General features: G+C 44.3%; 22 protein-coding genes. 4 read left to right on the forward strand and 18 right to left on the reverse strand.

What is annotated here, in order from left to right; all coding sequences use genetic code 11:
• Positions 1–18: 18 nt before the first annotated feature.
• The 11 genes from KTH89_RS06710 to KTH89_RS06760 all read right to left on the reverse strand — a co-directional run bounded on the left by KTH89_RS06710 (position 19) and on the right by KTH89_RS06760 (position 11,225).
• A complete protein-coding gene (locus tag KTH89_RS06710) occupies positions 19–1,377 on the reverse strand; it encodes an amidohydrolase (protein WP_238721138.1) in 1,359 nt (452 codons plus the stop codon).
• 47 nt (positions 1,378–1,424) lie between these two features.
• A complete protein-coding gene (locus KTH89_RS06715) occupies positions 1,425–2,381 on the reverse strand; it encodes an ABC transporter permease (protein WP_238721139.1) in 957 nt (318 codons plus the stop codon).
• Between the two features lie 16 nt (positions 2,382–2,397).
• Positions 2,398–3,483, reverse strand: coding sequence for an ABC transporter permease (locus KTH89_RS06720; RefSeq protein WP_238721140.1), 1,086 nt, complete (start codon positions 3,481–3,483; stop codon positions 2,398–2,400).
• Positions 3,470–5,017 (reverse strand): ABC transporter ATP-binding protein, encoded by a 1,548-nt coding sequence (locus KTH89_RS06725; RefSeq protein WP_238721141.1) that lies wholly within the window; start codon positions 5,015–5,017, stop codon positions 3,470–3,472. The genes KTH89_RS06720 and KTH89_RS06725 overlap by 14 nt, the downstream gene beginning before the upstream one ends.
• Positions 5,018–5,178: 161 nt before the next feature.
• The gene (locus KTH89_RS06730) at positions 5,179–6,342 is read right to left on the reverse strand and encodes a BMP family protein (protein ID WP_238721142.1); all 1,164 of its coding nucleotides are present in this window, start codon (positions 6,340–6,342) and stop codon (positions 5,179–5,181) included.
• Between the two features lie 104 nt (positions 6,343–6,446).
• On the reverse strand, positions 6,447–7,370 hold the full coding sequence (locus KTH89_RS06735) for an aldo/keto reductase (RefSeq protein WP_238721143.1): 924 nt from the start codon (positions 7,368–7,370) through the stop codon (positions 6,447–6,449).
• Positions 7,371–7,449: 79 nt separating this feature from the next.
• Entirely contained in the window at positions 7,450–7,941 is a 492-nt protein-coding gene (locus tag KTH89_RS06740; protein ID WP_238721144.1) for an L-2-amino-thiazoline-4-carboxylic acid hydrolase, read from the reverse strand.
• 854 nt (positions 7,942–8,795) lie between these two features.
• A complete protein-coding gene (locus KTH89_RS06745) occupies positions 8,796–9,425 on the reverse strand; it encodes a GntR family transcriptional regulator (protein ID WP_238721145.1) in 630 nt (209 codons plus the stop codon).
• A 340-nt stretch (positions 9,426–9,765) separates the two neighbouring features.
• The gene (locus tag KTH89_RS06750; protein ID WP_238721146.1) at positions 9,766–10,536 is read right to left on the reverse strand and encodes a hypothetical protein; all 771 of its coding nucleotides are present in this window, start codon (positions 10,534–10,536) and stop codon (positions 9,766–9,768) included.
• A 115-nt stretch (positions 10,537–10,651) separates the two neighbouring features.
• Entirely contained in the window at positions 10,652–10,882 is a 231-nt protein-coding gene (locus KTH89_RS06755) for a helix-turn-helix domain-containing protein (RefSeq protein ID WP_002590762.1), read from the reverse strand.
• Between the two features lie 112 nt (positions 10,883–10,994).
• On the reverse strand, positions 10,995–11,225 hold the full coding sequence (locus KTH89_RS06760) for a helix-turn-helix domain-containing protein (RefSeq protein WP_238721147.1): 231 nt from the start codon (positions 11,223–11,225) through the stop codon (positions 10,995–10,997).
• 112 nt (positions 11,226–11,337) lie between these two features.
• On the opposite strand from KTH89_RS06760, the gene KTH89_RS06765 reads away from it, so the two are divergent.
• The 3 genes from KTH89_RS06765 to KTH89_RS06775 all read left to right on the forward strand — a co-directional run bounded on the left by KTH89_RS06765 (position 11,338) and on the right by KTH89_RS06775 (position 13,758).
• A complete protein-coding gene (locus KTH89_RS06765; protein ID WP_238721148.1) occupies positions 11,338–11,628 on the forward strand; it encodes a DUF6809 family protein in 291 nt (96 codons plus the stop codon).
• A 496-nt stretch (positions 11,629–12,124) separates the two neighbouring features.
• Positions 12,125–13,219, forward strand: coding sequence for a PDDEXK nuclease domain-containing protein (locus KTH89_RS06770; RefSeq protein WP_238721149.1), 1,095 nt, complete (start codon positions 12,125–12,127; stop codon positions 13,217–13,219).
• A gap of 17 nt (positions 13,220–13,236) precedes the next feature.
• Positions 13,237–13,758, forward strand: coding sequence for a helix-turn-helix domain-containing protein (locus tag KTH89_RS06775; protein WP_238721150.1), 522 nt, complete (start codon positions 13,237–13,239; stop codon positions 13,756–13,758).
• A gap of 251 nt (positions 13,759–14,009) precedes the next feature.
• Here KTH89_RS06775 and guaA read toward each other — a convergent pair whose 3' ends face one another.
• From guaA to spoIIID, 3 genes are all read right to left on the reverse strand, one after another.
• Positions 14,010–15,551, reverse strand: a complete 1,542-nt coding sequence (guaA, locus tag KTH89_RS06780) for a glutamine-hydrolyzing GMP synthase (protein WP_238721151.1) — start codon at positions 15,549–15,551, stop codon at positions 14,010–14,012.
• A gap of 400 nt (positions 15,552–15,951) precedes the next feature.
• Positions 15,952–17,325, reverse strand: a complete 1,374-nt coding sequence (locus tag KTH89_RS06785; protein ID WP_238721152.1) for an MATE family efflux transporter — start codon at positions 17,323–17,325, stop codon at positions 15,952–15,954.
• A gap of 387 nt (positions 17,326–17,712) precedes the next feature.
• Positions 17,713–17,985: a sporulation transcriptional regulator SpoIIID gene (gene spoIIID / locus KTH89_RS06790; RefSeq protein ID WP_158343702.1), complete on the reverse strand. Its 273-nt coding sequence runs from the start codon at positions 17,983–17,985 to the stop codon at positions 17,713–17,715.
• 301 nt (positions 17,986–18,286) lie between these two features.
• Here spoIIID and nox point away from each other — a divergent pair, with 301 nt between their 5' ends.
• Positions 18,287–19,621, forward strand: coding sequence for a H2O-forming NADH oxidase (gene nox, locus KTH89_RS06795; protein ID WP_158343687.1), 1,335 nt, complete (start codon positions 18,287–18,289; stop codon positions 19,619–19,621).
• Between the two features lie 278 nt (positions 19,622–19,899).
• Here the strand turns inward: nox and KTH89_RS06800 are convergent, their stop codons facing one another.
• The 4 genes from KTH89_RS06800 to KTH89_RS06815 form a co-directional block, all read right to left on the reverse strand.
• Positions 19,900–20,535, reverse strand: a complete 636-nt coding sequence (locus tag KTH89_RS06800) for a GNAT family N-acetyltransferase (RefSeq protein WP_238721153.1) — start codon at positions 20,533–20,535, stop codon at positions 19,900–19,902.
• A 194-nt stretch (positions 20,536–20,729) separates the two neighbouring features.
• On the reverse strand, positions 20,730–20,945 hold the full coding sequence (locus KTH89_RS06805) for a hypothetical protein (protein ID WP_238721154.1): 216 nt from the start codon (positions 20,943–20,945) through the stop codon (positions 20,730–20,732).
• A 442-nt stretch (positions 20,946–21,387) separates the two neighbouring features.
• Positions 21,388–22,044, reverse strand: a complete 657-nt coding sequence (locus KTH89_RS06810; RefSeq protein ID WP_238721155.1) for a VanW family protein — start codon at positions 22,042–22,044, stop codon at positions 21,388–21,390.
• Positions 22,041–23,492, reverse strand: coding sequence for a Na+/H+ antiporter NhaC family protein (locus KTH89_RS06815; protein WP_238721156.1), 1,452 nt, complete (start codon positions 23,490–23,492; stop codon positions 22,041–22,043). The genes KTH89_RS06810 and KTH89_RS06815 overlap by 4 nt, the downstream gene beginning before the upstream one ends.

Raw genomic sequence — 23,492 nt, forward strand, 5'->3', positions numbered from 1 at the left:
TATTGATACTATCCTATTCTAAACATTTAAGTAGTCTTGCAGGGAGCACCCTTCCATCAACGAAGAATACGGAGGATTATTTTTTATCCTTTCTTCAAACTCCGCCTTTGCTCTTAATAACAGCTCAGGATTCTCAATCAAATCAAGAGCCAGATTTGCCATCAATTTAGCAGATGCGTGCATCCCGCGTTTTGCCGCGTCACTCTTTCCCTGTGCAACTGTTCCCCAGTTGTGAGGCTTCGTCCCCTCAGCTAAAGTCACACCAAAAAAATGGGTTAGCGGAGCTTTCCAGCTGACATCACAGACATCGGAATGAATCAGCTCCTGTCCGATATTAATGTCGGACCGGTAAGGCTCTAAAGCCTGCGGATGAGTGCCTACCGCCAGGAATTTCCGGCCATACTCCAATTCTTCTTCTGTGTAATCTAGCGGAAGTAGCTCCTCCATGTTTTCTCTTAAAGCTTCATTGAGCGTATTGTTCACCAAATAGTTTGCATAGCTGCTGGCAACGAAAGGTCCCGACATTTTAGTACCAGTCATAAGCGCAGCTCCTTTTGCTATATCTATCACTCGCTGAAATACTTCTTTTAAATAGTTCAGATCCGGATGCCTGAGCTGGTAAAAGCCTTCTGCATGGTCAGGAACCACATTTGCGGCTTTACCGCCACTATCGATGATGGAATAAGACATTCTGGTATCTTCCTGGACCAATTTTCTGAGAAAATTATAGCCGATATTCATAAGTTCCAGCGCATCGAGAGCGCTCCTGCCCTGTTCCGCATGTAGAGCATGAGCCGACACGCCATCCCATTGAAAGTAAGCAGATGTAATTGCTCTTCCTGAAGTCGTAATATCCCAGTAATGGTATGGATGCCAGGCAATGACAGCATCCACATCATCAAATAACCCCTCGCGAACCATGTAGACCTTTCCGCCCCCGCCTTCTTCTGCCGGACACCCGTAATAACGCACAGATGCTTTTATATGGTGTTTTTCCAGATATTCTTTCACAGCGCACGCAGCCTCCATGCTTCCTGCTCCAAACAGATTATGGCCGCACCCATGGCCGGGAGTTCCCGGTTGAACCGCTTTGGGTTCTGCAACATCAGCCGCCTGGCTTAAGTTTGGCAGCGCATCCAGTTCACCCAAAAAAGCAATAACAGGTTCCTTTGTTCCCCAATGCGCCACCAACCCCGAGTCCATCCCTGCCGCAGGCATTGTGATTTCAAAACCTCTTTTTTCCATATAGTCTGCCTGTATCTTTGCAGACCGTATTTCCAAAAAGCTTGTCTCCGCAAATTCCCATACTTTATCGGAAATTTTTTCAAAATCACTTTGCCTGCGTTCGATAATATCATTTATCTCTTCTCTAATCATAGTAACGATACTCCCTTCACTTCCAATCCGGAGAAAGCCGCTCTATATCATGCTTTCTTTCCAACCAGCGCAGACTCTTCCCTGCGGCGTTTCATCCGTTGAATAATCACAGTGATAGCGAGAACCAGCGTCGTAGCCACATAAGGGAACATGGAAACAAACTGGTTGGGAATACCCCAGGGCGCGATACGGGAGGCAACGGACTGGGACATACCAAAGAAGACGCAGCCAACGCCGGCAGCCAACGGATTGGCATTTCCAAACTGCATGGCCGCCATACCCATAAATCCTTTCCCTCCGCTCATGCCCTCAATGAAGAAGCAGGAATAGCCCAAAGACAGATGGGCGCCGCCAATACCTGCACATGCCCCTGACAGAAGGAGGGCCTGCATCTGTTTCTTCCTCACATCAATCCCCGCTGTCATGGATGCCATAGGATTCAAGCCCACAGAACGAAGCCGAAGGCCCCATACCGTCTTATAAAGCATGTACCAGACCGCAATGACAAGTGGTATAATAAACAGATCCGTCACCGCGTAGCCGCTGAAAAGACTGGAAAGCACCGGACTCTTATTGAGAAATCCCAAATTCACTTTTGCTATGGCCTGCACCTTATCACTGACAAAGTTTCCGTTAGCCCCAAAAATGGCATTCAACAGGAAACGTGTCCCGGACGCTGCAATCATATTGACGGAAAGGCCTACAACAAAAATATTCACCTTATAATTCAGATAGGCTTTCCCCATAAACCATGACACCAACACCCCAATCAACATGCCCGCCAAAACTCCGCATATCCAGCTCCCGGTAAAATAACTGGCGGCAAATCCGAAGAAGGCCCCGAACATAATAATCCCTTCTGCGGCAATATTAACGATATTTGCCTGTCGGCTAATAACTGCACACATGCAAGCATAAAAAATCGGCACAGTAGCTACAAATCCATCGTGAATCAATGTATAGGAAAATATTTTTTCTAAAATTTCCGACCAATTTGCAAGCATATTCTTCCCCCCTTCCTTATTCCTTCACGTTCATTTCTTTGTTCCGAACAAAAATTTTTCTGACAAATCTGAAAAATCTCTTATAATCAAACATTTTCTCCATAGAAACAAAAAGAATCATAAGAGGTGTCACCGTATAAATCAGCGCGCTGGAGATACCCGTATAATATTCCATACCGCTGCCTCCTGCTCTCGTGAAGGAAATAAAGAAGGAAGAAAGAGGCACCAACGCCAGGTTGTTGTTTACAAGCAGACATGCGATAATGCCCTGGAACGCTGAATTCTGTGAAAAATTCTGAATAAAGCTTCCATAAATCCCCAGCACTTCCAGACCTCCGGCAATACCGCCAAGGCCACAACTGAGCATTACCGTGGCAAGTACCACCCGCTTTGACTTCATGCCCACGGTATCCGAAAACCTTGCATTGGTCGCAACATTTCTGATTTTAAAACCAAACGTTGTTCTAAAGGTCAAAAAGTACACAAAAATGTAAACCAGAAACGCTACAAAAATTGCCGTACTCGCACGGCTGGGAGAAAGCGGTAATTTCGCAAACATAGCATTTTCCTGAACACGGGGGGTCTGCGGGATTGGTGAACCGGGAGACACCCAAACATTGTTGATCATAAAGTCGCAGAAAAACATTGCCACATAGTTCATTAAAATGGTAGTACATGCCTCATTTACGTTATAATAAGCTTTCAGAATACCGCATATGCTGCCATACAGCGCAGCTACGATAAAACCGCACGCCAGACTAATGGGAATGATTACAATTTTGGGTAAATCCGGGAGAAGGAACGCCGGCGCCGCCGAGAACATTGCGCCAAGATAAAAGGAGCCCTCAAGTCCTAAATTGAAATAACCGATTCTTCTTGTCAGACTGTATGCAGATGCAATCGTCAAAATCATAATAAAATCTTCAATCAGAGAACCAAAATTAAACTTGGACCCAAATCCGCCTCGGAACAACTGATAAAAAGCGTCGATCGGATTGTGTCCGCATATCGCAATGACCACACCAAAAAGAACAAAAGAAAAAACAAAAGCCAAAACGATTCTTATCGTTGTTTCAAATTTCTCAGACTTAACTTTTAGCATCCGCTTCGCCTCCTAACATCAGCATACCAAGCTTCTCATCCGTCAGATATTCGTCATTGACCACTTCTCCCGATATACGTCCTTCATACATAACAATAATTCTGTCGGAAAGAGCCAAAATCTCATCAATATCCGCTGAAATAAGCAGCACTCCAAGGCCTTCACGCTTTGCCTTATCAATAAGCCGGCGAATTCCCTCAATACTACCGATATCCACACCACGCGTCGGCTGTGCCGCCAGCAGAAGCTTTTTCCCCGGCGCCCCCAGTTCACGGGCAACTACAATTTTCTGCGCATTTCCGCCGGAAAAACCCATGGCCAAATTGCGTGGATCCCGCGGCCGGATATCGAAGCGTTCGATTCTTTCTTCCGAAACTTTCCTCATTTCTTTCTCCGAAATGATGCTGTACTTTGAAAAAGGCGCATCTCCAATCTCTGCCGCCACCAGGTTATAGGTCACCGTATGCTCCTTATTCAAGCCGCGGTCATTACGGTCTTCCGGGATATGGGCAAGTCCGCAGTCTCTAACGTAGTGCGGAGCTTTATTGGAAATCACTTTATCACCCAGTATAATTTCGCCCTTCTCAACAGGCCTTAAGCCTGCGATCGCTTCTCCCAGCTCACTTTGCCCATTTCCATCAATACCGGCTACACCGAGAACTTCTCCCGCCCGAACCATAAAAGAAATATCTCTGTTTTTGGATAACTCCCGTTCGGAGGGAACATAGACATTCTTTACCTGTAAAACCGGCTCACCCACTTCAACCATAGAACGTTTTCCATCAAGAAACACCTCGCGTCCAACCATCATTTTTGCAAGTTCAGGAATCGTTGTGTCAGACTTATGGACTGTAGCAACATATTTGCCCCCACGCATAACACTGATGCGGTCACTGATCGCCATAACTTCTTTGAGCTTATGAGAAATGAATACAATCGTCACCCCATCTTTTCTCATAATATCCAGAATTTCGAACAATTTGTCGGCTTCCTGCGGAGTAAGAACAGCGGTGGGCTCATCGAGAATCAGTACATCCGCCCCGCGATAAAGAGCCTTGATAATTTCAACTCTCTGCATTTCACCAACAGATATATTCAATACTTTTCTATCCAAATGAACATTCATCTGGTAGTTTTCTATATAATGATTGATTTTTTTTCGGGCTGCGGTAAAATCCAACGCCATCTTAGAGTTTCTTTTTGTAGGTTCCACACCAAGAATAATATTCTCAAGAACTGTCATTTCCTTCACAAGCATAAATTCCTGATGGACCATTCCAATGCCGTGTTTAATGGCGCTATGCGTATTATATTTACTTAAATCAACTTTCTCACCATTTAAAAAGATTTCACCCTGATCGATTGGATACATACCGTACAGAATTTTCATCATTGTCGATTTTCCTGCACCGTTTTCCCCTATAAGAGAATGAATTTCGCCCTTGAATAAATCGAACCTGGCTCCATCTACAGCTTTCACAAAAGGAAACTGTTTGTGAATATTTTTCATTTCAACAGTTTTTTGCTGTTGCATGCCTTTTCCCTTTCTCCCTGCAGGCTATGTATTTAGATTGAACGGCTCAAAGACGCCATTCGTCCGCCAAGTGTAAAATACCTGCAGTCAGGCTCATAAAGCCTGGCCGCAGGTATCATGCAAACCCCCTAAGCGATATCAACTAACCAGACTTAATTGATTTATTCCTCACCTCTGGCGGCAGGAATATATGGAACCTCTATCTTGCCGGCACGAAGGTCATCACGAATCTCAATAGCCTGATTGTAATAATCGTCAATTACATCCATCTGTAAATGTTCTTTAATGGTGGCCATATCTGTGATATCAAGAGCGCCGGAGGCACAGTCCATAAGAATAAAGCCCGGTTCCCAGGTACCTTCAATAAACTCTTTCCCAAATTTATATGAGGTGACATCTCCGCACTTCAAACCGGAAGTGATAATTTTACCTTCATAATCCGCATCCTTGTTCGTATCAAGGCCAAAAGAATAGATATCTGCTTCGTCACAAGCTTCAAAAACACCTACGACTGCCGAAGAGATACAACCCAGAATACAGTCGGCCCCCTGCGAAATCATCCCTTTTGTCATTTCTTTAGCAAGCAGCGGATCGGTATAGGAACCGGTCCAGGACTGAAGAACGGTAACATCCGGACAGGTGAATTTTGCACCGGCTTCAAAACCGGTGAAATAGTCCAGGGTTGTGGGAGCCTCCATACCGGAAATGTAACCTACAACATGTTCCTCGTTGATGCCGGGGATATCTGTGTTCTGTGTAAACAGACCCGCCAGACAGCCTAAAAGGAATGCGACCTCATTACAGGCATAAACGTCGGAGGCAAATTGCGGATTATCTTCTACAGGAAATTCATTTGCCACATAATAGACATCCGGGAAACGCTCCGCAACGCTTAAAAGAATTTCACCACAGGAGGAGGCATTTACAATAACCAAATCCGCCCACTCGGAAGCAGCAATAATATTGGGTTCCCAGTCTGTTGTTCCATTGGGAGATTCATAAATTTTAATCTCCACATCCGGATAGTCTTCTTTCAGCTTATTTAACCCTGCCCATGTAGTATCTGTAAGCGCTTTATCTCCCAATACGCCGGTGGAAACAAAACCAATCTTAACACCTGCTCCGGTAGTCGTGGGAGCCTCAGGAGCATTCGCTTCCAGCCCCTCCACAGCCTCCATACCGGAAGTAACGCCTTGCGATTCATTTTTCCCATCTTTCGCCGTAGTACCGGCATCAACAGGTGTCTTTTCAGAATTTCCACAGGCTGCCAATAAACTAACCACCATTACAGCTACAAGCAATACACTTAATATTCTTTTTTTCATTTTGCCCCTCCTTCTCCATTTAGGGTGTTTTTTTATATTAAGGAGACACAAATTTGATTAGTGTCTCCTTAATATCCCGTCAACCTGTCACGTTAACCTTGCAATTAATATACAGTTGCATTGAGTTCAGCGATTTCTTCCTCTGTAAGCTTAACAGAAGCGGCTGCGATGTTTGCTTCCACCTGCTCAGGAGACTTCGCGCCAACCAGAGCACAGGAAACAAGCGGATTGCTCAGCGTCCAGCTAATTGCAACCTGAGACATGGGCAGACCACGTCCGTCAGCAACCTTTTTAAGAACCGCAAGTAATTTTTCGGTCTTGGCCCAGTTTTCTTCCCGGAACTCATGATAGAACATAGGCCGGCGTTCTTCCGCACTCTCGACAACTCTGGGCTTGTCATACTTACCGGAAAGCAATCCACCTGCCAGCGCGCCATATACTTCGACTCCCAGCCCGGCATTCGCTGCAACAGGAATAATATCTCTTCCGGCAGCTTTTCTTGTGAGAGAGTAAATTGTCTGAACAGACACAGCACCCGCATCAGCAGCATTCAGCACTTCCTGAGCATTGTGGTTGCAAACACCCCACTCCCGAATCAATCCTTCTTCTTTGAACTTATTCATGGTAGCATAAGCAACTTCCATAGAGCTGTTATAATCCGGGCAATGAATCTGATATAGGTCTATGTAATCTGTGCCAAGGCGGCGAAGGCTCTCTTCCAACTGCATTCTCATGCTTACAGGTGTTAAAAGCTTGTAAGAACCGCCTTCATACTTGATATTACCGCACTTTGTGGCGAGAATAACCTTGTCTCTGATTCCCTTAAGGGCCTTACCAAGAACCTCTTCCGAGTTTCCATAGTTCGGAGCTGTGTCAAGCAAATTGATGCCTCCGTCAACCGCTGCATGTACAGTATTAATAACGGTATCAATATCCACCTTACCATAGAAATCACTGCCGAGTCCCCAGCATCCCAGAACCATACGAGAAACCTCAAAGCTGCTTTTACCAAATTTTACATATTCCATACTCTTAGATCCTCCTATACAATTAAAGAAAAGAATTTAATTTTTTGACCATTACTCAATTTAACAGAATACCTCTCCATTATTTATGAAAATGGAGTTTACAGGTGGCGCAACCTTTTGCAATTGTATCGGTAAGTTCGAGCTTGTAACCCATAGATTCGGCAATCCCCCTGTCACCATCCATTGCCATATCGCAAAGATGCGCGCAGGTTTCATCGTCATATCCCATCTTCTGCCATGCGGCGAGAAGAGGACAATAATGAAACTCTGCATAGACATCGTCTATCGTACTGGACGTTTCAATTTCGAACGTTGCCTTTCCAATATCATTAAAAAAGACTTTGTCAAAATTAGTTAAATCAGAAATATCCCCGGTCTTCTCCTTCCATCCAAGGCCGTGAATGTTACCTGTGCGCTTAATCGCTTTTCTTGTAATAGTTTCAGCATCAGCACCGGCTTTTTTAGCCTCTTCATAAGTTAGAGCCATCCAGGTTGCGCGATGCTCGACCTGGCTTCTGTTAATGTTGGCTTTTTCATTGCCTGTTTTTGATGCCACGTTTTTAATTGCCACTAGTTTCCCTCCTTATGTTTTTGTAAGTTGTTGAAAATGAACTGTTTGCTCTTTGTACTAACCTTGAGTAATGCTCAAATCATTATAATGTGATTATAAATATTATCAGTAATATTGTCAATAAACTTATTAGCCAAAAAGGGACTGCAATTTTTGTCTGTATTTTACAAAACAAAGGTATAACTTCATAATAAATTACACTTTCTGCACAACTCTTTTATAGTAGAATGCCAGCCTTCCCGATATCAAAAAGAGTTTCGCTTGCGAAACTCTCCGCGGTTCTTCCTCGGGTTTGGGTATGCCCGCTGCTCAGGGCCGGGATGCTCCGGACAGCCGGATTCCTTTGTGTCTCCCCGGGAGCGCATAGGGCGGCTGAGCTCCCGCTTAGTGAAATCGGAAAGCCGGGCTCAGGATGCCCGGCGGACTTCACGTCCGACGGGCAAGAGCCTCTGAACCAGGAACACATCACGTGTTCCTGGTGAATAGGCTCGGTTCCTGAACCCGGCTTTCCGATTTCACTTAGCGGGTGTAAACGTAAGCCCTCCGCGCTCCCGGGGAGACACAAATGAATCCGGCTGTCCGGAGCATCCCGGTCCTGAGCAGCGGGCATACCCAAACCTGAGGAAGAACCCTCTCCGCCTGCGGCGGGCCGCGTAAGCGGTGTCTTCCTTTCCGCCGCAGGGCGATCCTCCGGAGGACTTTTAGTAACATAAAAGTGTGGGTGTCAGAGTAAATTACTCTTTAACACCTACACTTTTATGGTACTAAAAAAACCCGGAAAGCGACATTTCTGCAACTTTCCGGGTTCTCTTTTTTATATATTTATATTTTACTCTGCATGCGTACTCGGATCTCTAATCTGTAATATAAATCGAGATATCTTCAATATCCTTGCATAACATCTCGGTCGCAGCATCATAATCGCCTTTCTGCATATGATACTCAATCGCATTATGATAATCCTCTTTCCAGTTCAAGCTGATGTCTTTGGAGGGCCAGTACAATTGCGCATAGGCACGATAAAGAATACTCAAAGACTTTTCCAGAACTTCCTGAACAAACTGGTTATTTGTAAAGGAATACAGCATCGAATGAAAGTCAATATTCGTACGCCAGGCCTCATAACGTGTTTTCGGCCAGCTGGCATTGGCCTCACGGTTAAAATCCACAATCTTTTTTAACATCATATCAGAGTAATTCCTGCAATTTTCACGAAACGCATCCACTTCCAGAAGTCTTCGAAACTGCGTAATTTCTCTCACCCTTCTTTCTGTAATGCGTACGATCTCATAGCCATAACGCGGTATGCTCCGCAAAACCTGCTCATTGCAAAGTTCAATCAGGGCATCACGCACCGGCGATTTGCTGACATTGTATTTCTCCACAAGTTCCTTCTCATTAAAAACATAATCAAGGGGATAGACCCCATTGATAATATCGCATAGTACCCCATCATATACCATTTGTTTAATAGATGCTCCCACTGTACCCTCCCCAAATTCGATATTGTTATTCATTATTTTAATAATATTATTATAAATTTTTATTTAATATTATCACTATACCATGATTTGTCAACCATCAGGGCATATATTTCTGAAATTGTCGTAGCCTTTTCTCACTCGAACTTCCTAGGTCTTTAACTTGTTTGTTAATTATATGGTGTTTACATCAAGGCTTTTCGTGCCTGTTTTATTCAAATTATACTGCTTATATATCATTTCGGAAGAAACAGGTATCATACGGGTATCACGGAGTAACATTTCTTGACCGTCTATTCTAAGCTTACAACAAAACTTTATATACTGGATTGTTTCCTTATGATTACCTTAATTCATTTGGAATTGTTCTATGCAATACGTTTTTTACTTTTTTCTTCATTTTTAAATACAATACGAACAATATGACACCAACAACAATAGAAACGATGAACACAAATGTTTTGTACTCCTTGTACGGAAATCCCACGAATTGTGATACTACTATTGTACAACAAAATCCTAAAGCTACAATCAGCATTGGAAACAATTCATCGAAACAAGAACGCCAAATTCCACGAATACCCTTATTTTTTTTCAATTCAATACAATTTCTTATAGGCCTACCACCCTTTATTTTACAATTAACGAATAAATCATCGCTTGATTCCGTATGCAGTATTTGAAGACTAACTCCTTCACCACTATCCATATAATCAAATATAAGTTCAATATAAGTCGATGTAAAATTCAAAACAGAAAAGTTATTGCTGTCATCACTCTGCCTAATAACTTGAGCATCTAAAAAAGATTCTGATTTACATTTGATTTTTAGGGATTTTTCAACAAGATCATCATGATTAATAACTTCACTTCCACTATTCCAAATATAAAAAATTGTTGAAGTTAAATCTTGAATTGACTTGCCATCAAATTCAATATTCAGTTTAGAGATAGGATTTTTCCCTTGTTTTATTATTTCATTACTAAAATAATCTACTGAAATTTCTTTTGTTTTTCTTCCAACAATCCATGTATATATTGCAAATATAAGAGAAAATATTGTACACAAAGATAATACAGACCATGCATATTGATTGCTCATTAGTTTTTCCATTAGTTTTAACCTCACTCTAACTCCATACATAATCTTATTCTTAATCACTTTAAATAACATGGCGCTAGCACCATGTTATTCCTTTTATCAAGGAAAAATAACAATAAGCATTTTCTCAATCTTTAAAAAACTCGCTGTACTCCACGTCAAACAAAACTTGTAACGCTTTTAAGTCACTGGCCTTGATGTTCCTTCTCCCAGCTTCTATATTTGCCAATGTGCTTCGTGACATCATGCTGCCCATTAGTTGTAATTGCTCCACCACTTCTATTTGTGTCATATTCTTTGACATCCGCACGGTCTGAATGTTTCTTCCTAGTGGAATGTCCTGCAATATCCACTGCATACTATACCTCCAACCTTGTGACCAATTAGTAACTTGGTTTGAGTATAGTCAATAAATTTCATAATCATGACACTGGATAGAAACAATCATATGTCACTTAAAAATCCGATATTCAATCTTTGAAAAATTCCTCGTAATCCACATCAAATAATATCTTCAACGCCTTTAAATTACTTGCTTTGATGTTCCTTCGGCCTGCTTCTATATTCGCCAGCGTACTTCTTGACATAAGCCCTCCCATTAATTCCAACTTTTCAATTACCTCTTTTTGCGTCATATCCTTTTTCATTCGAACCGTCTGAATATTTCTCCCCAGCGGAATATCCCGTAAAATCCACTGCATGACTACACCCTACAAAATTTTGTGACTGATTAGAAACTTTTATATTGAGTATAGTTAAAAATTATGCTAAACTTGTCACCAGATAGAAACAATCGCGTAAGGAGGTTCCGAAATGGAAAAAATCTTAGAACAACTTTATAATGGGGAGTTATATCCCTATTCAAAATTTCATACAACAGTAGAGGGTTTCAAAGTAAATGGGGATAAAGCCTTTAAATCCTATTCTGTATTTATTGAAAAACTGCCAGATGAATTAAAAGACGAATTTGACGAATTGATAGATTCCCACCTTGACCTGTTACCGCTTGAACTAGAACAAAATTTCATTGACGGTTTTCGTATTGGCGTCCGAATGATGACAGAAGTCTACGCTGCTCCTCTGGATAAAGAAGAACACTCATAAATTATTATAAGGGCAGCCGCCAGCACTCCGGGGCTGCCCTCATTTCCTACCGGCTTAAATCTTGTTCCAGCTTGTATACTGTTCCCTTTAAATCGTTCTGTTGGTGGTATAATTCGTTTCTGCGTCTGCAAATTTCTTGATTACGTTTTAATGCTTCCTTCACGCCCTCTCTGGCCGGAATTTCTGTTTCCTTATAGTTTTTCATCAGTTCCCGGATTTTAGCCTCACGCCTTGCTTTAAAGTCCTTCTTGATTCTCCTGCAATTCTGATGAAAATTTTACTTTGCAATTTTGCCCCTCCTTTCTTAAACATATTTATTTAAGTTCCGCAACATTATATCACTAAACATTTAACGTTAAGTCAAGTGGTTTGCAGAAAAATATTAACTTTTTTTGTTTAGTTTCTTATTGTTATTCATTTTCGCTTGTGTTATACTCTACACAAACATATATGTTTAGTTTCTCATCAATCAAAATTTGAATAGGAGCGAAATAAAATGGAACATAAAGCGGATGTCTCCATATCGGAAACAAATATAGAGAGGCTATATCTAAACACTGTGGATTTGATTCAGTATGCCCGTAGCCTTGCAGTAAAACATGTAAATTTCATACAGTTAATGACCTATTATTCTATTGGAAGATGGATTGTTGAAGAACAGCAGGAAGGCAGCACCCGGGCAAAATATGGGCAACAGGTTATCAAGAATTTGTCAGAAAAATTATTGAATGAATTTGGCCGGGGATTTTCTGGTGACACACTGAAAAATGCCAGAAAATTTTATCTGATTTACAAGGAGCGAATAAGTGAAACAGTGTTTAGCCTTTTTGCAATCGAAAAAAGCGAAACGGTGTTTAGCCTTTTAAATGAAGATGTGCCATTCCAATTATCTTGGTCGCATTATTTACAATTAATGCGAATTGAGAATGCCAACGAGCGCAATTTCTATGAAATAGAAGCAGTGAAATCAAATTGGAGTGTTAGAACACTACAACGGCAATATAATTCAAGTTTGTATGAGCGATTGGCATTAAGTAAAGATAAATCAGATATTTTGTGTCTTTCAACAGAAGGAAATGTAATTGCAAAACCACAGGACATCATAAAACAACCAACAGTTCTGGAATTTCTCGGAATAGAAGAGAAGGCAAAATATGTGGAATCTGACTTAGAATCGGCAATTATTGATAAATTACAGAAATTTCTTTTGGAGATGGGGAAAGGCTATCTGTTTGAAGCAAGACAGAAGCGATTCACATTTAATGAAGATAATTTTTACGTTGATCTTGTTACTTATAATCGTTTGTTACACTGTTATGTTTTGATTGATTTAAAAGTTGACAAATTAACTCACCAGGATATCGGCCAGATGCAAATGTATGTAAATTATTATGACAGATATGAAAAGTTAGATACAGAAAATCCAACGATAGGTATTTTGTTATGCAAAGAGAAAAATGACGCATTGGTCGAAATTACTCTGCCCAAAGATGCTAATATCTATGCTTCTGAATATAAACTGTACTTGCCGGATAAAAAAGTATTACAGGATAAGTTGAAGCAATGGATTGACGAAGAATACGACAATTAACAAAGGAGACTATTATTATGGCAATCGGACAACGTATCAAATTTTTCCGCAATAGAAAAGGAATGACACAAAAGCAGCTTGGGGAAATTCTAGGCTTTCTCGGCAAAACCTCTGATGTCCGTATGGCACAATATGAGTCAGAAGCCAGAGTGCCTAAGATTGATCTTGTAAAAGAAATGGCCGGTATCTTTGATATCAGTACCCACGCCCTCACTGTACCCAACATAGACACCTACATCGGACTTATGCACACCCTCTTTACATTAGAAGATGTGTACGGACTTAAAATAAGTGAAATAGACGGGGAACTTTGTCTGCGTCTGGACAAGTCCAATCGTGATAACTATACTTCTCTGTTCAATATGTTTCAGGCGTGGCAGCAAATGTCTGCCAAGTTGGAACAAGGCGAGATCACCAAAGAAGAATACGATCAATGGCGCTACAAATATCCCGAACTTGATACTTCCCATCATTGGGCAAAAGCTCCATCTAAAGCACTTAGCGATTTTCTTGTGAGTGAATTGAAAAAAGAAAAATAAGCATAAAAAAACCTTACCAACTTTTTGTTCCATTTCTGGAAACTAAAAATCAGTAAGGTTTTTCTATGCTATTTGAAGTAAAATAACTTCGTTGTCGTGACATTCGCCAACTGAATATGCAAGCATATTCGTTTGGCTTATTGTACGCGCACATTATGTCAGTAGGTATCAAATGTTGCCAAATCATTGCCACGCACTAAACAAATTTGTTTGAAACCCGCATAAATACTAGGTTTTTTCAACCGGTAAACTCACTCGAATTCAATCGTAGCCGGCGGCTTCCCCGTACAATCATACAGTACCCGATTCACATGCATAACCTCATTCACAATCCGGCTGGACACCTTCCCAATCACATCCCAAGGCAGCTCCGCCGCATCCGCCGTCATAAAATCCGTAGTATTCACCGCTCTCAACGCGATCGCATAGTCATAAGTCCTCTCATCCCCCATAACTCCAACCGACCGCATATTCGTAAGCGCGGCAAAATACTGTCCAACCGTCTTATCCAGCCCGGCATTCGCCATCTCCTCCCGGAAGATACCATCCGCCTCCTGTAGAATCTGTATCTTCTCCTCCGACACATCGCCGATAATCCGGATGGCCAGCCCCGGCCCCGGGAATGGCTGCCGGAATACCAGCTTCTCCGGGATTCCCAGCTCTAACCCAGCCTTCCTGACTTCATCCTTAAATAAATCCCGTAACGGTTCGATAATCTCCTTAAAATCCACATAATCCGGCAGTCCTCCCACATTGTGGTGAGACTTGATCACCGCCGAATCCCCCAGGCCGCTCTCAATTACATCCGGATAAATCGTCCCCTGCACCAGAAAATCCACAGCTCCGATCTTCTTCGCCTCTTCCTCAAACACCCGGATAAACTCTTCGCCAATAATCTTCCGCTTCCGCTCAGGCTCCGCAACCCCGGCCAATTTCACATAAAACCGCTGCTGTGCGTTCACCCGGATAAAGTTCAGGTCATAAGGCCCGTTCGGCCCGAACACCTCTTCCACCTCATCCCCTTCATCCTTCCGAAGCAGCCCGTGGTCTACGAACACACAGGTCAGCTGTTTTCCGACCGCCTTAGACAGCAGTACCGCCGCTACCGAAGAATCCACGCCGCCGGACAGGGCTAACAATACTTTTCCATTCCCTACCTTCTCACGCAGTCCCCGGATCGTCGTCTCCACGAACGAATCCATCTTCCAGTCCCCGGCGCAGCCGCAGACTTCGAACAGGAAATTCGCCAGCATTTTCATGCCTTCCTGCGTGTGCACCACTTCAGGATGGAACTGTACGGCATATAACCGCTCCGCCACATTTTCCACCGCGGCCACCGGACAGGACTCCGTAACCGCGCAGATGCGGAAACCATCGGCCGGTTTCTCTATATAATCCGTGTGGCTCATCCAGCACACCGAATTTGTCAACACATTCCCAAATAATTTGGATGAGTTATCCACATTTACTTCCATTTTTCCATATTCCCGCACAGGAGCCTGGGTTACTTTCCCCCCCAGCTGATGCATCATCATCTGCGCTCCATAGCAGATCCCCAGGATCGGGATTCCCAGTTTAAATATACCCGGATCACACAGAGGAGAATCCTCTCCATAGACGCTGTTCGGTCCGCCCGTAAAAATAATACCCTTTGGATTCATTTCCTTAATCTTGTCCAGGCTTAAATGGTAAGGATGAACCTCACAATACACATGACACTCTCTTACCCGTCTGGCTATCAACTGATTATACTGTCCGCCAAAATCCAACACGATTACTAATTCTCTATCCACGTTATTCCTCCTGTATGTTCGATTCACCCTGTTCCCCTGATTCCACAGCATCCCGGAAAAACTCCCGATTCCGCTTGCGGAAATTGCACCATACAACCACTATTCGAAACTTCAGGCGGTAAAGCCTTCCTTTCAACCCCAAACGGTTCACCCGCTCACTGATCTGCCAATGCCCCGTTCTTTACTACAGCCCATAAACTAATCCACATTTCTGTATGCCAGCCTTTATAAATATCCAGCATACCGGAAATCTTCCCACTTTAAAATCACTACTTTAAAATCACCACTTTAAAATCCATAAGATTATTTTCTAGGAAATAGTTTCTCTACATTATAAAATATGATACCTCTAATTGACAAGTATTGATTTTTACACCTTCTATATCCGCTTATAAATCATCTATATCCTCTGCAGCTTCCACTTCCCGCGCACAAACCGCGTTACAAAGCAAACCGCCCGGCATAACCAGTCTATTGTCATCGCTACCCAGACTCCAAACACGCCCCAGCCCAAAAACTTCGCCAGAACATAACTAAATCCAATCCTGCACACCCACATGGATACGATCGCTACGATCATCGTAAACTTCACATCGTTCGAAGCCCGCAATGCATTCGGCAGCGTAAACGAAGACGGCCAGATCACCATACAGCACACCGCATGATAAATCAATATCTCTGTTGTCAGCTTCCCGGTCTCCGGCGTCAGATTATACGCCATCACGATCAGCGGACATCCCAGAACCACTACCAGATTTGTCACGATCATGAACACATGCGTCAGAAACATTAATTTCTTCGTATAATAGGTAACCTGTCCATAATCCCCGGCCCCCACGCACTGGGACACCACCGTCACTACCGCCAGGCTCAGAGCCGATCCCGGCAGTATCTGGAACAGCCCCACGCTATTGCACACCGCGTTGGCCGCGATAGCCGTAGTTCCAAAAGAAGTAACGAGACTCAGCACCAATATTTTCCCCAGCTGGAACATACTGTTCTCCAGCCCGTTCGGTATCCCGATATGCAGGATCTTCTTCACCAGATGCCGGTTAAACCGCCATTCAAATTTTTTACTCAGATGGATCTGCCGCTTCTCCTGACGCAGCAGCACCAGGATCACCACCGAAGCTACGATTCTTGAGACCAGCGTCGCGATCGCCGCGCCCGCAACACCGATACCCGCGCCATAGATCAGAATCGCATTCCCAGTAATGTTAATCACGTTCATCAGCAGGGAGATCATCATTGAGATCCGGGAATTTCCCATCGCCCGGAACAGCGCGGCACAGGCGTTATACACAGACAGAAATGGAAGCGACACCCCCGTAATCAGCAGGTAAATCTTCGCGTTCTCCATAACATTTGCATCGATCCGTCCAAACACATGGCTTAATATAAACTGATGCGCCACTAACAAAACCATCATAATAGCAAAAGAAGAGACTAAGGTAAATAAAACAAGCTGATCAGCCGCTTTACATGCCCTCTCTTCTCTCTTCTGCCCGATATAATGCCCGGAGACCACAGCCCCGCCGGTCGCCATAGCCGTAAAGACATTGATTAACAGCACGGTAACCGTATCCACCAGGGAAACCCCGGAGACCGCCTCTTCTCCTACGCCGGAAATCATGATCGTATCCGCCATACCGACCATGACTACCAAAAGCTGTTCTATAATTAATGGTATGATTAACTTTCGAAGATCCCCGTTTGAAAATAATCTCTTTGGTTCAGCCGCCAGTTCTGTCTTTTGTTGTATCTGCTCTTCCATCTCTATCCCCCTTAATGCAATTTTCATTGTAAACGTTTGGTTAAGAAAGTCAATCTCTTTAACCCACAAAATTTTACACGATCCTTTAGGAAATATGTCAATTTTTCCAAACGGCCCTCCTCGATACATTCTAATTGTCAAATCCGTTACATCCCAATCCACTCCGAAATAGACCTGTCCCTAATTGGCCAAAAAGTCGAAATGGACATGTCCCAAATTGATCAGTTTGGGCATGTCAAAACAAAACGACAGAATCCGGATGCGCAGCGGTATGGGCCGCCGGCGCGCAGGGGCTTGTAAACCGGGTACGCGTAATGCATCCTAGTTGGACAAGCCTCTTCCCAGAGTCCGTCGTTTCTGTTTTTGATTTCCGGCCTAAGAGGCAGACTACTCCTGAACCTCTTCACTCTCATGCTGATGAAGATATTTCTCCCGAGTAGCTAAGCCGCCTCTTATATGGCGTTCTGACTTATTGACATCCAATACTTTGCGAGCCTGCCGGGCCAATGCGGGATTGATTTGGAGCAGGCGATCCGTTACATCCTTGTGCACGGTCGACTTGGAGATGCCAAATTTCTTCGCGGTTTGACGCACTGTGGCATTGTAGTCGATTATGTAATTGGCGATGTCAATCGCGCGTTCTTCTATATAGCCTTTCAAGGAAATCCCCCTACAATTTCGATGTTTTTACATTGTATGCAGGGAAGGGAACGGTTAGTACCGTTTTTCTGAGGGATTTCACTTTTGGGAATCCATGCGGCTTTGCTATTCTTTTGCGTTCGAAATTATACACTTAAATTTATCTGTATCTCGTTTCTTTAGCTTTCTTAAATTTTATAATATTTCTATTATTCCTTTACATTTTCCCGGACAAATTTCATAATAATAAGAGAAAGACTTTCCGTTATTTTATAATTAGAGAAAGGCTTTCTGGCGAAAATAAAATCAGGAGGAACAAGCAATGGAAAAAATCGTTGTGATAGGTGCTAATCATGCTGGAACTGCCGCACTAAACACTATACTGGATAACTATAAGGGAAAAGAGGTCGTCGCCTTTGACGCCAATTCAAACATCAGCTTTCTCGGATGCGGAATGGCGCTCTGGATCGGGAATCAGATCGACGGCCCAGAAGGCCTCTTCTATTCCAATAAGGAAACACTGGAATCAAAGGGAGCCAGAATCTATATGGAGACCCCGGTGGACACAATTGACTTCGATAACCGCATTGTACACGCCACCGGAAAAGACGGCACAAAGTATGCCCAGCCCTACGACCGTCTGATCCTGGCCACCGGCTCTTTGCCTATCGCTCCGGCCATGGAGGGCATTACCCTTCAGAATGTCCAGTATGTAAAGCTATACCAGAATGCCCAGGATGTCATCGATAAGTTAAAGGATCCGTCGATCCGCAAAGTTACCATAGTAGGCGGCGGCTACATCGGAGTGGAACTGGCCGAAGCCTTCGTCCGCAATGGCAGGGACGTCACCCTCATCGACTGCGCCCCCCATGTACTGGGAAATTATTATGATGTGGAATATTGCCGCAGAATGGAAGAGACGCTCAGTGACCACGGCATTCATCTCGTTTTGAATACAGGCGTAGAGGCGCTGGAAGGCTCGGAAAAGGTAGAACGGGTCGTAACCGGCAGCGGTACCTTCGATACGGACATGGTGGTCCTGGCTATTGGTTTCCGTCCCAACAATGTGCTGGGCAAAGATCATCTGGCACTGTTTAAAAACGGCGCCTATCAGGTAAACCGCCGTCAGCAGACCAGCCTTCCCGATGTTTACGCCATCGGAGACTGTGCTACCGTTTATGATAACTCCATTCAGGATACCAGTTATATCGCTCTGGCTACGAACGCCGTTCGAAGCGGTATCATCGCCGCCCACAATGCCTGCGGCACTCATCTGGAGTCTCCCGGCGTGCAGGGCTCCAATGCGATCCGCATATTCGGCCTGAATATGGTGTCAACCGGGATGACATTGGCCCGGGCGGAGAAGTTGGGCTATGACGCCGCTGTGTCGGATTTCGAGGATCTGCAGAAACCGGCGTTTATCCGGGAGGACAACTATAAAGTGAATATCCGTATCGTCTATGACCGTAAGACACGGCAGATCCTGGGGGCCCAGATGTGCTCGGATTATGATATTTCGATGGGGATTCATATGTTTTCACTGGCTATTCAGGAGCAGGTTACCATCGACCGGCTGAAACTGCTGGATGTGTTCTTCCTGCCGCACTTTAACCAGCCTTATAATTATATTACAATGGCTGCGTTAGGAGCGATTTAACGGATTATCGGAAATAGCATAAATGCGCAATCTTAAAGTAAAATATATAGCTCTGTGATATCCCCCCTTCTAAGCAACAAGTTTTTTTACTTGCCTGCCCGGAAGGAAGCATGTCACAGAGCTATATATTCTGCTTTTATTTATATCTGCTTTTATTTTTATCAGTCTTAATTACTGCGTCGGTCTTAAAAAGGTCTGGCCGGAATCTGAAGCAAGGCGTCGTGCCTTTCATGTCTCTTCCGCTTGGATTTTTCGGAATCTCGCTGCCTCAAAGAAATTTATTTCAAAAACGCGTGACTGTGAATATAAAACTCTTCCTGGCTCGGCTGGTATTTTTTCTCCATTTTCCCCAGCCCGTCGTCAAAGCGCTGTGCTTCTTCCTCGTCGATCTGCATGAGCGGACTATCGTAATAAATCCATTTTCTGCCGTCCAACGCATCTGCCTTAAGCTCTTTTACCAACATCGCCGCCGGAAATGTTCCGTCTTCAATACAGACGTTGTACTTTTTACAGCTCTTAAAACCGCGGCTTACATAATTGCCCGGATTCCCGAATATTACAATCACCTCGTATCCAAGTCCAGCCGCTTTTTCAAAGGAATATTCCAGCAGCATTTTTCCATACCCCTTTCTCTGGTACTCCGGCAAAATGCTGACGGGCCCAAAGGTGATGATTTGCTTTTCTTCCCCGTTTTCGTCCACCAGCCTTGCTTTCGTATACATGACATTTCCGATTATTTGACCGTCTTTTTCGATCACAAAGTCCAATTCAGGCAGAAAATCTTTATGCTGCCGCATGATATGAACTAAATAGTGCTCAGCACATCCTGGAATATATAAATTATAAAAAGCCTTTCTGGTGATTTCTTCTACTTTCTTATAGTCCGTTTCCTGTTCGTTTCTGATCTTTATCATGTTTTCCTCCGGCGGCGCATGTACTGCGCCGTAATTCTAATTCTACGTAAATAGGTTCTCTTAACCCATTTTTTGCATGTACGTTCAAGCATTTAAGACTTAAAAAGTCTCACGATTTTAGCATATTAATTCTTTTAGTGTTTCAAATCCTCTTCTACCTTCACGAATTCATTGTGCATCCTATGTCTTCCTCATTATACCTTTATACTTCCGTTATCATTTACTAAATGCCACTTTGCATACCTATTTTTCCCCGTTGCTGCAATAATCTCATCCTTTTTCATGGCCTGAAGTAAATTAGAAATTTTCTTCGATTTCTGTTCATCGCTCAGCACTTCTGGCAAAGCTTTTTCCAGCACTTCCATTAATTCTTGCTTGCCGGCATCATCCATTGATTGTAAAGCTTTCAAAATTAATTGCTTACAGATATCATCATCCAGACCTTTATTCCGAACCTGTGTAAATCATATGGTTCCGCCTTTCTAACTCTTCTATGACTAATTTCTATGACTATTCAAGGACTTTCCAGAACTAATTTTATCCTGCTTTTAGTCATAGTTCAAGATTAGAAACTTAAAAAGCAAGCGTTTTTATTTATATATATAAAGAGAGCATATCAGTAAAAGATTTTGTCTTAATGATATGCTCCTTCATTGTTATTCCATATTTATTTCTGCGACCACTTTAAATAATTGGCTGATACCCACAGAAGAGTTAGATTAAAATAAATATTTACCTGCTATCCAATATGGCTGCTTTTAAATTTATCATCCTCCCATATTATAATCCAAAAGCTTTGTATCTTTTGTCAAATTTGACTTTGCTAAATTTCTTTACAAGACTATCCGAAACCTATAGCGCAGACACCTCTTCCGGCAGCGGAACCGGTCGGTCTGCCAATATGCATCCATAAAGGTTATCCTCGTCAAACGAGAAATCCAGCTGAAACGTGGCATTGGATTCATTTTTCACTTTAAGGTCAAGCCAGCCCTCGCTAACCGTCGCATCCACCCAGCTCGGCACTCCTGATTCCGGTACCGGGAAGCTGTGTTTCGCATGGTTATGATGCTCCACCACAGTTAAAGGCGTGTGTTGGAACAGCCAGTAGAGAAGATTGCTCAACTGGCAGAGCCCTCCCCCGTAGACCCCCTGGATCTCGCCGTGCACCAGGCAGAGGCCGTCTTTATAGCGTTCCTTTCTGTCCGCATACCGCGCCAGATGCCAGAACGAAAAAGTCTCGCCGGGGCGGATCAGTATATGATCCATGGTCTTCACCGCCAGCTTCAGATTATGAACCTTGTTGTATTGATACCGGATATCGTATCCTGTATTCGGATTGATTAACAGCGAATGGGTCTCGAAGATCAGATGCGGCAGCAGGCCCTCTTCCTTCGTATGGCTATAAATAGCCTTGTCAAATTTCATTTTCAGGTAAAACAGAAATTTTCTCTGCTTCTGCCGCAGGGGCAGAAGAAAGGGAAATAACTCCGTCAGCCGTTTCCTCTTCATGATATAACGCCTCCCTTTTCCTGCTCCTTCTGCGTCAGAGCCTGCATACCATCCTTACGCCCGACACCGAATATTATACTGACAGCCATAACCGCCAGCATGGCAAAGGAGTAGAACACGAACGGGGTAATCTGTCCGGCCGTCAGCGGAGCCTGTCTGTCGGCAGCGAATCCCAGCGTGTAGATAATCGCCGGTGTCCAGGGCATACAGTATACAAGCGTATTGGACTGCGCATCCAGCAGATTCGCCGTCCGGTACGGACTGATTCCGAACTTCTGGGAAATAGGCTTCGCAAAGGAAGCGCCTACCGCCAGGATCGCCGGGGCATTTAGACCCATAATGGCCGACAGGCCGATCACCATCAGGGAAATCACGACTTCGGCCGCCGCCGGCCCTCTGGCGATACGGCTGATTACGCCAAGCAGCTTCCGGTCGCCGTGGCCGGCCCGCATGATCGAGGTGGCGCCGAAGAGCAGCAGGGCCAGCACACAGACCTGGATCATGCTGCTCAGGCCGGTATACAGTACGCCTCCCACTGTGCGGTCCAGTCCCTCACCCGACACGGAGAACAGCGCGGGAATGGACGCCTGGGCAACGTCGATCTGCACGATATCGATTAGACCCGCCGCCACTGCCACCGCCCCGGCCGCCACGATGCCGATGCTGGTGGCGATGATAATATTTCCCGTCCTGGCCGCTATGATGATCGTCAGGATAACCGGGAGGAACATAAATAACGTTTTCGGATCATATGCATAGGAGCCTGCCGGAGCGCCGGATTGGTTCAGCACCACCCCGGCCACCGTAATCGCCGCTATCGTAAGCGCGGCGGCAGCCAGCGCGTATTTTAACCGGGAACGCACCACTCCCGGCACATCCACGCCCTGGGAAGCAGCGGAACAGATCGTCGTATCTGAGATAGGAGCCAGATTATCCCCAAAGGCTGCGCCGGAGATAATCGCGCCCGCCAGAATCCCCGGATGAGCTCCCAACGCAAGGCCGGCCGGATAAAGCACCCCCATGCCGGCGGCGATGGTTCCGAACCCGGTTCCGGATGCCGTAGCAAAGATTGCGGAGGAGATAAACGCGATCACCGCGAAAAGAATCCCATTGACGCCGATCCCCGCAGCCAGACCGGCCACCCCGGCAGCCAGGCCGGATTCCCGCAGGATTCTGGAGAAGACCCCTGCGAACAGCCAGCAGACCACCGGCACGATGGCCTCTTTGCTGGCCATCCCGTCAATCATAGCGTCCGCATAACGCTTTTTGTCCTTCGCCAGGAAGAAGGAGAGCAGAAGGCCCAGAAAAGCAGGCAGCCACAGCGCCCCGTCGGAAATCGAACCGAAATAAAATGTAGTTATGACAATACACACAATGAAGATAACGAACGGCAGAAAGGAAACCCATTCCCCGCCGTAAAACTCCAGTTTTTCCCTCTCATTATTCAT

The organism is Diplocloster agilis (assembly GCF_019042275.1).
Lineage (GTDB): Bacteria > Bacillota > Clostridia > Lachnospirales > Lachnospiraceae > Diplocloster > Diplocloster agilis.

Excerpts from the sequence above, each read along its gene's own strand:
- KTH89_RS06710 (WP_238721138.1), bottom strand. The coding sequence starts at position 1,377 with ATGATTAGAGAAGAGATAAATGATATTATCGAACGCAGGCAAAGTGAT.
- KTH89_RS06715 (WP_238721139.1), bottom strand. The coding sequence starts at position 2,381 with ATGCTTGCAAATTGGTCGGAAATTTTAGAAAAAATATTTTCCTATACA.
- KTH89_RS06720 (WP_238721140.1), bottom strand. The coding sequence starts at position 3,483 with ATGCTAAAAGTTAAGTCTGAGAAATTTGAAACAACGATAAGAATCGTT.
- KTH89_RS06725 (WP_238721141.1), bottom strand. The coding sequence starts at position 5,017 with ATGCAACAGCAAAAAACTGTTGAAATGAAAAATATTCACAAACAGTTT.
- KTH89_RS06730 (WP_238721142.1), bottom strand. The coding sequence starts at position 6,342 with ATGAAAAAAAGAATATTAAGTGTATTGCTTGTAGCTGTAATGGTGGTT.
- KTH89_RS06735 (WP_238721143.1), bottom strand. The coding sequence starts at position 7,370 with ATGGAATATGTAAAATTTGGTAAAAGCAGCTTTGAGGTTTCTCGTATG.
- KTH89_RS06750 (WP_238721146.1), bottom strand. The coding sequence starts at position 10,536 with ATGGAAAAACTAATGAGCAATCAATATGCATGGTCTGTATTATCTTTG.
- KTH89_RS06755 (WP_002590762.1), bottom strand. The coding sequence starts at position 10,882 with ATGCAGTGGATATTGCAGGACATTCCACTAGGAAGAAACATTCAGACC.
- KTH89_RS06760 (WP_238721147.1), bottom strand. The coding sequence starts at position 11,225 with ATGCAGTGGATTTTACGGGATATTCCGCTGGGGAGAAATATTCAGACG.
- KTH89_RS06765 (WP_238721148.1), top strand. The coding sequence starts at position 11,338 with ATGGAAAAAATCTTAGAACAACTTTATAATGGGGAGTTATATCCCTAT.
- KTH89_RS06770 (WP_238721149.1), top strand. The coding sequence starts at position 12,125 with ATGGAACATAAAGCGGATGTCTCCATATCGGAAACAAATATAGAGAGG.
- KTH89_RS06775 (WP_238721150.1), top strand. The coding sequence starts at position 13,237 with ATGGCAATCGGACAACGTATCAAATTTTTCCGCAATAGAAAAGGAATG.
- KTH89_RS06785 (WP_238721152.1), bottom strand. The coding sequence starts at position 17,325 with ATGGAAGAGCAGATACAACAAAAGACAGAACTGGCGGCTGAACCAAAG.
- nox (WP_158343687.1), top strand. The coding sequence starts at position 18,287 with ATGGAAAAAATCGTTGTGATAGGTGCTAATCATGCTGGAACTGCCGCA.
- KTH89_RS06800 (WP_238721153.1), bottom strand. The coding sequence starts at position 20,535 with ATGATAAAGATCAGAAACGAACAGGAAACGGACTATAAGAAAGTAGAA.
- KTH89_RS06810 (WP_238721155.1), bottom strand. The coding sequence starts at position 22,044 with ATGAAGAGGAAACGGCTGACGGAGTTATTTCCCTTTCTTCTGCCCCTG.
- KTH89_RS06815 (WP_238721156.1), bottom strand. The coding sequence starts at position 23,492 with ATGAATAATGAGAGGGAAAAACTGGAGTTTTACGGCGGGGAATGGGTT.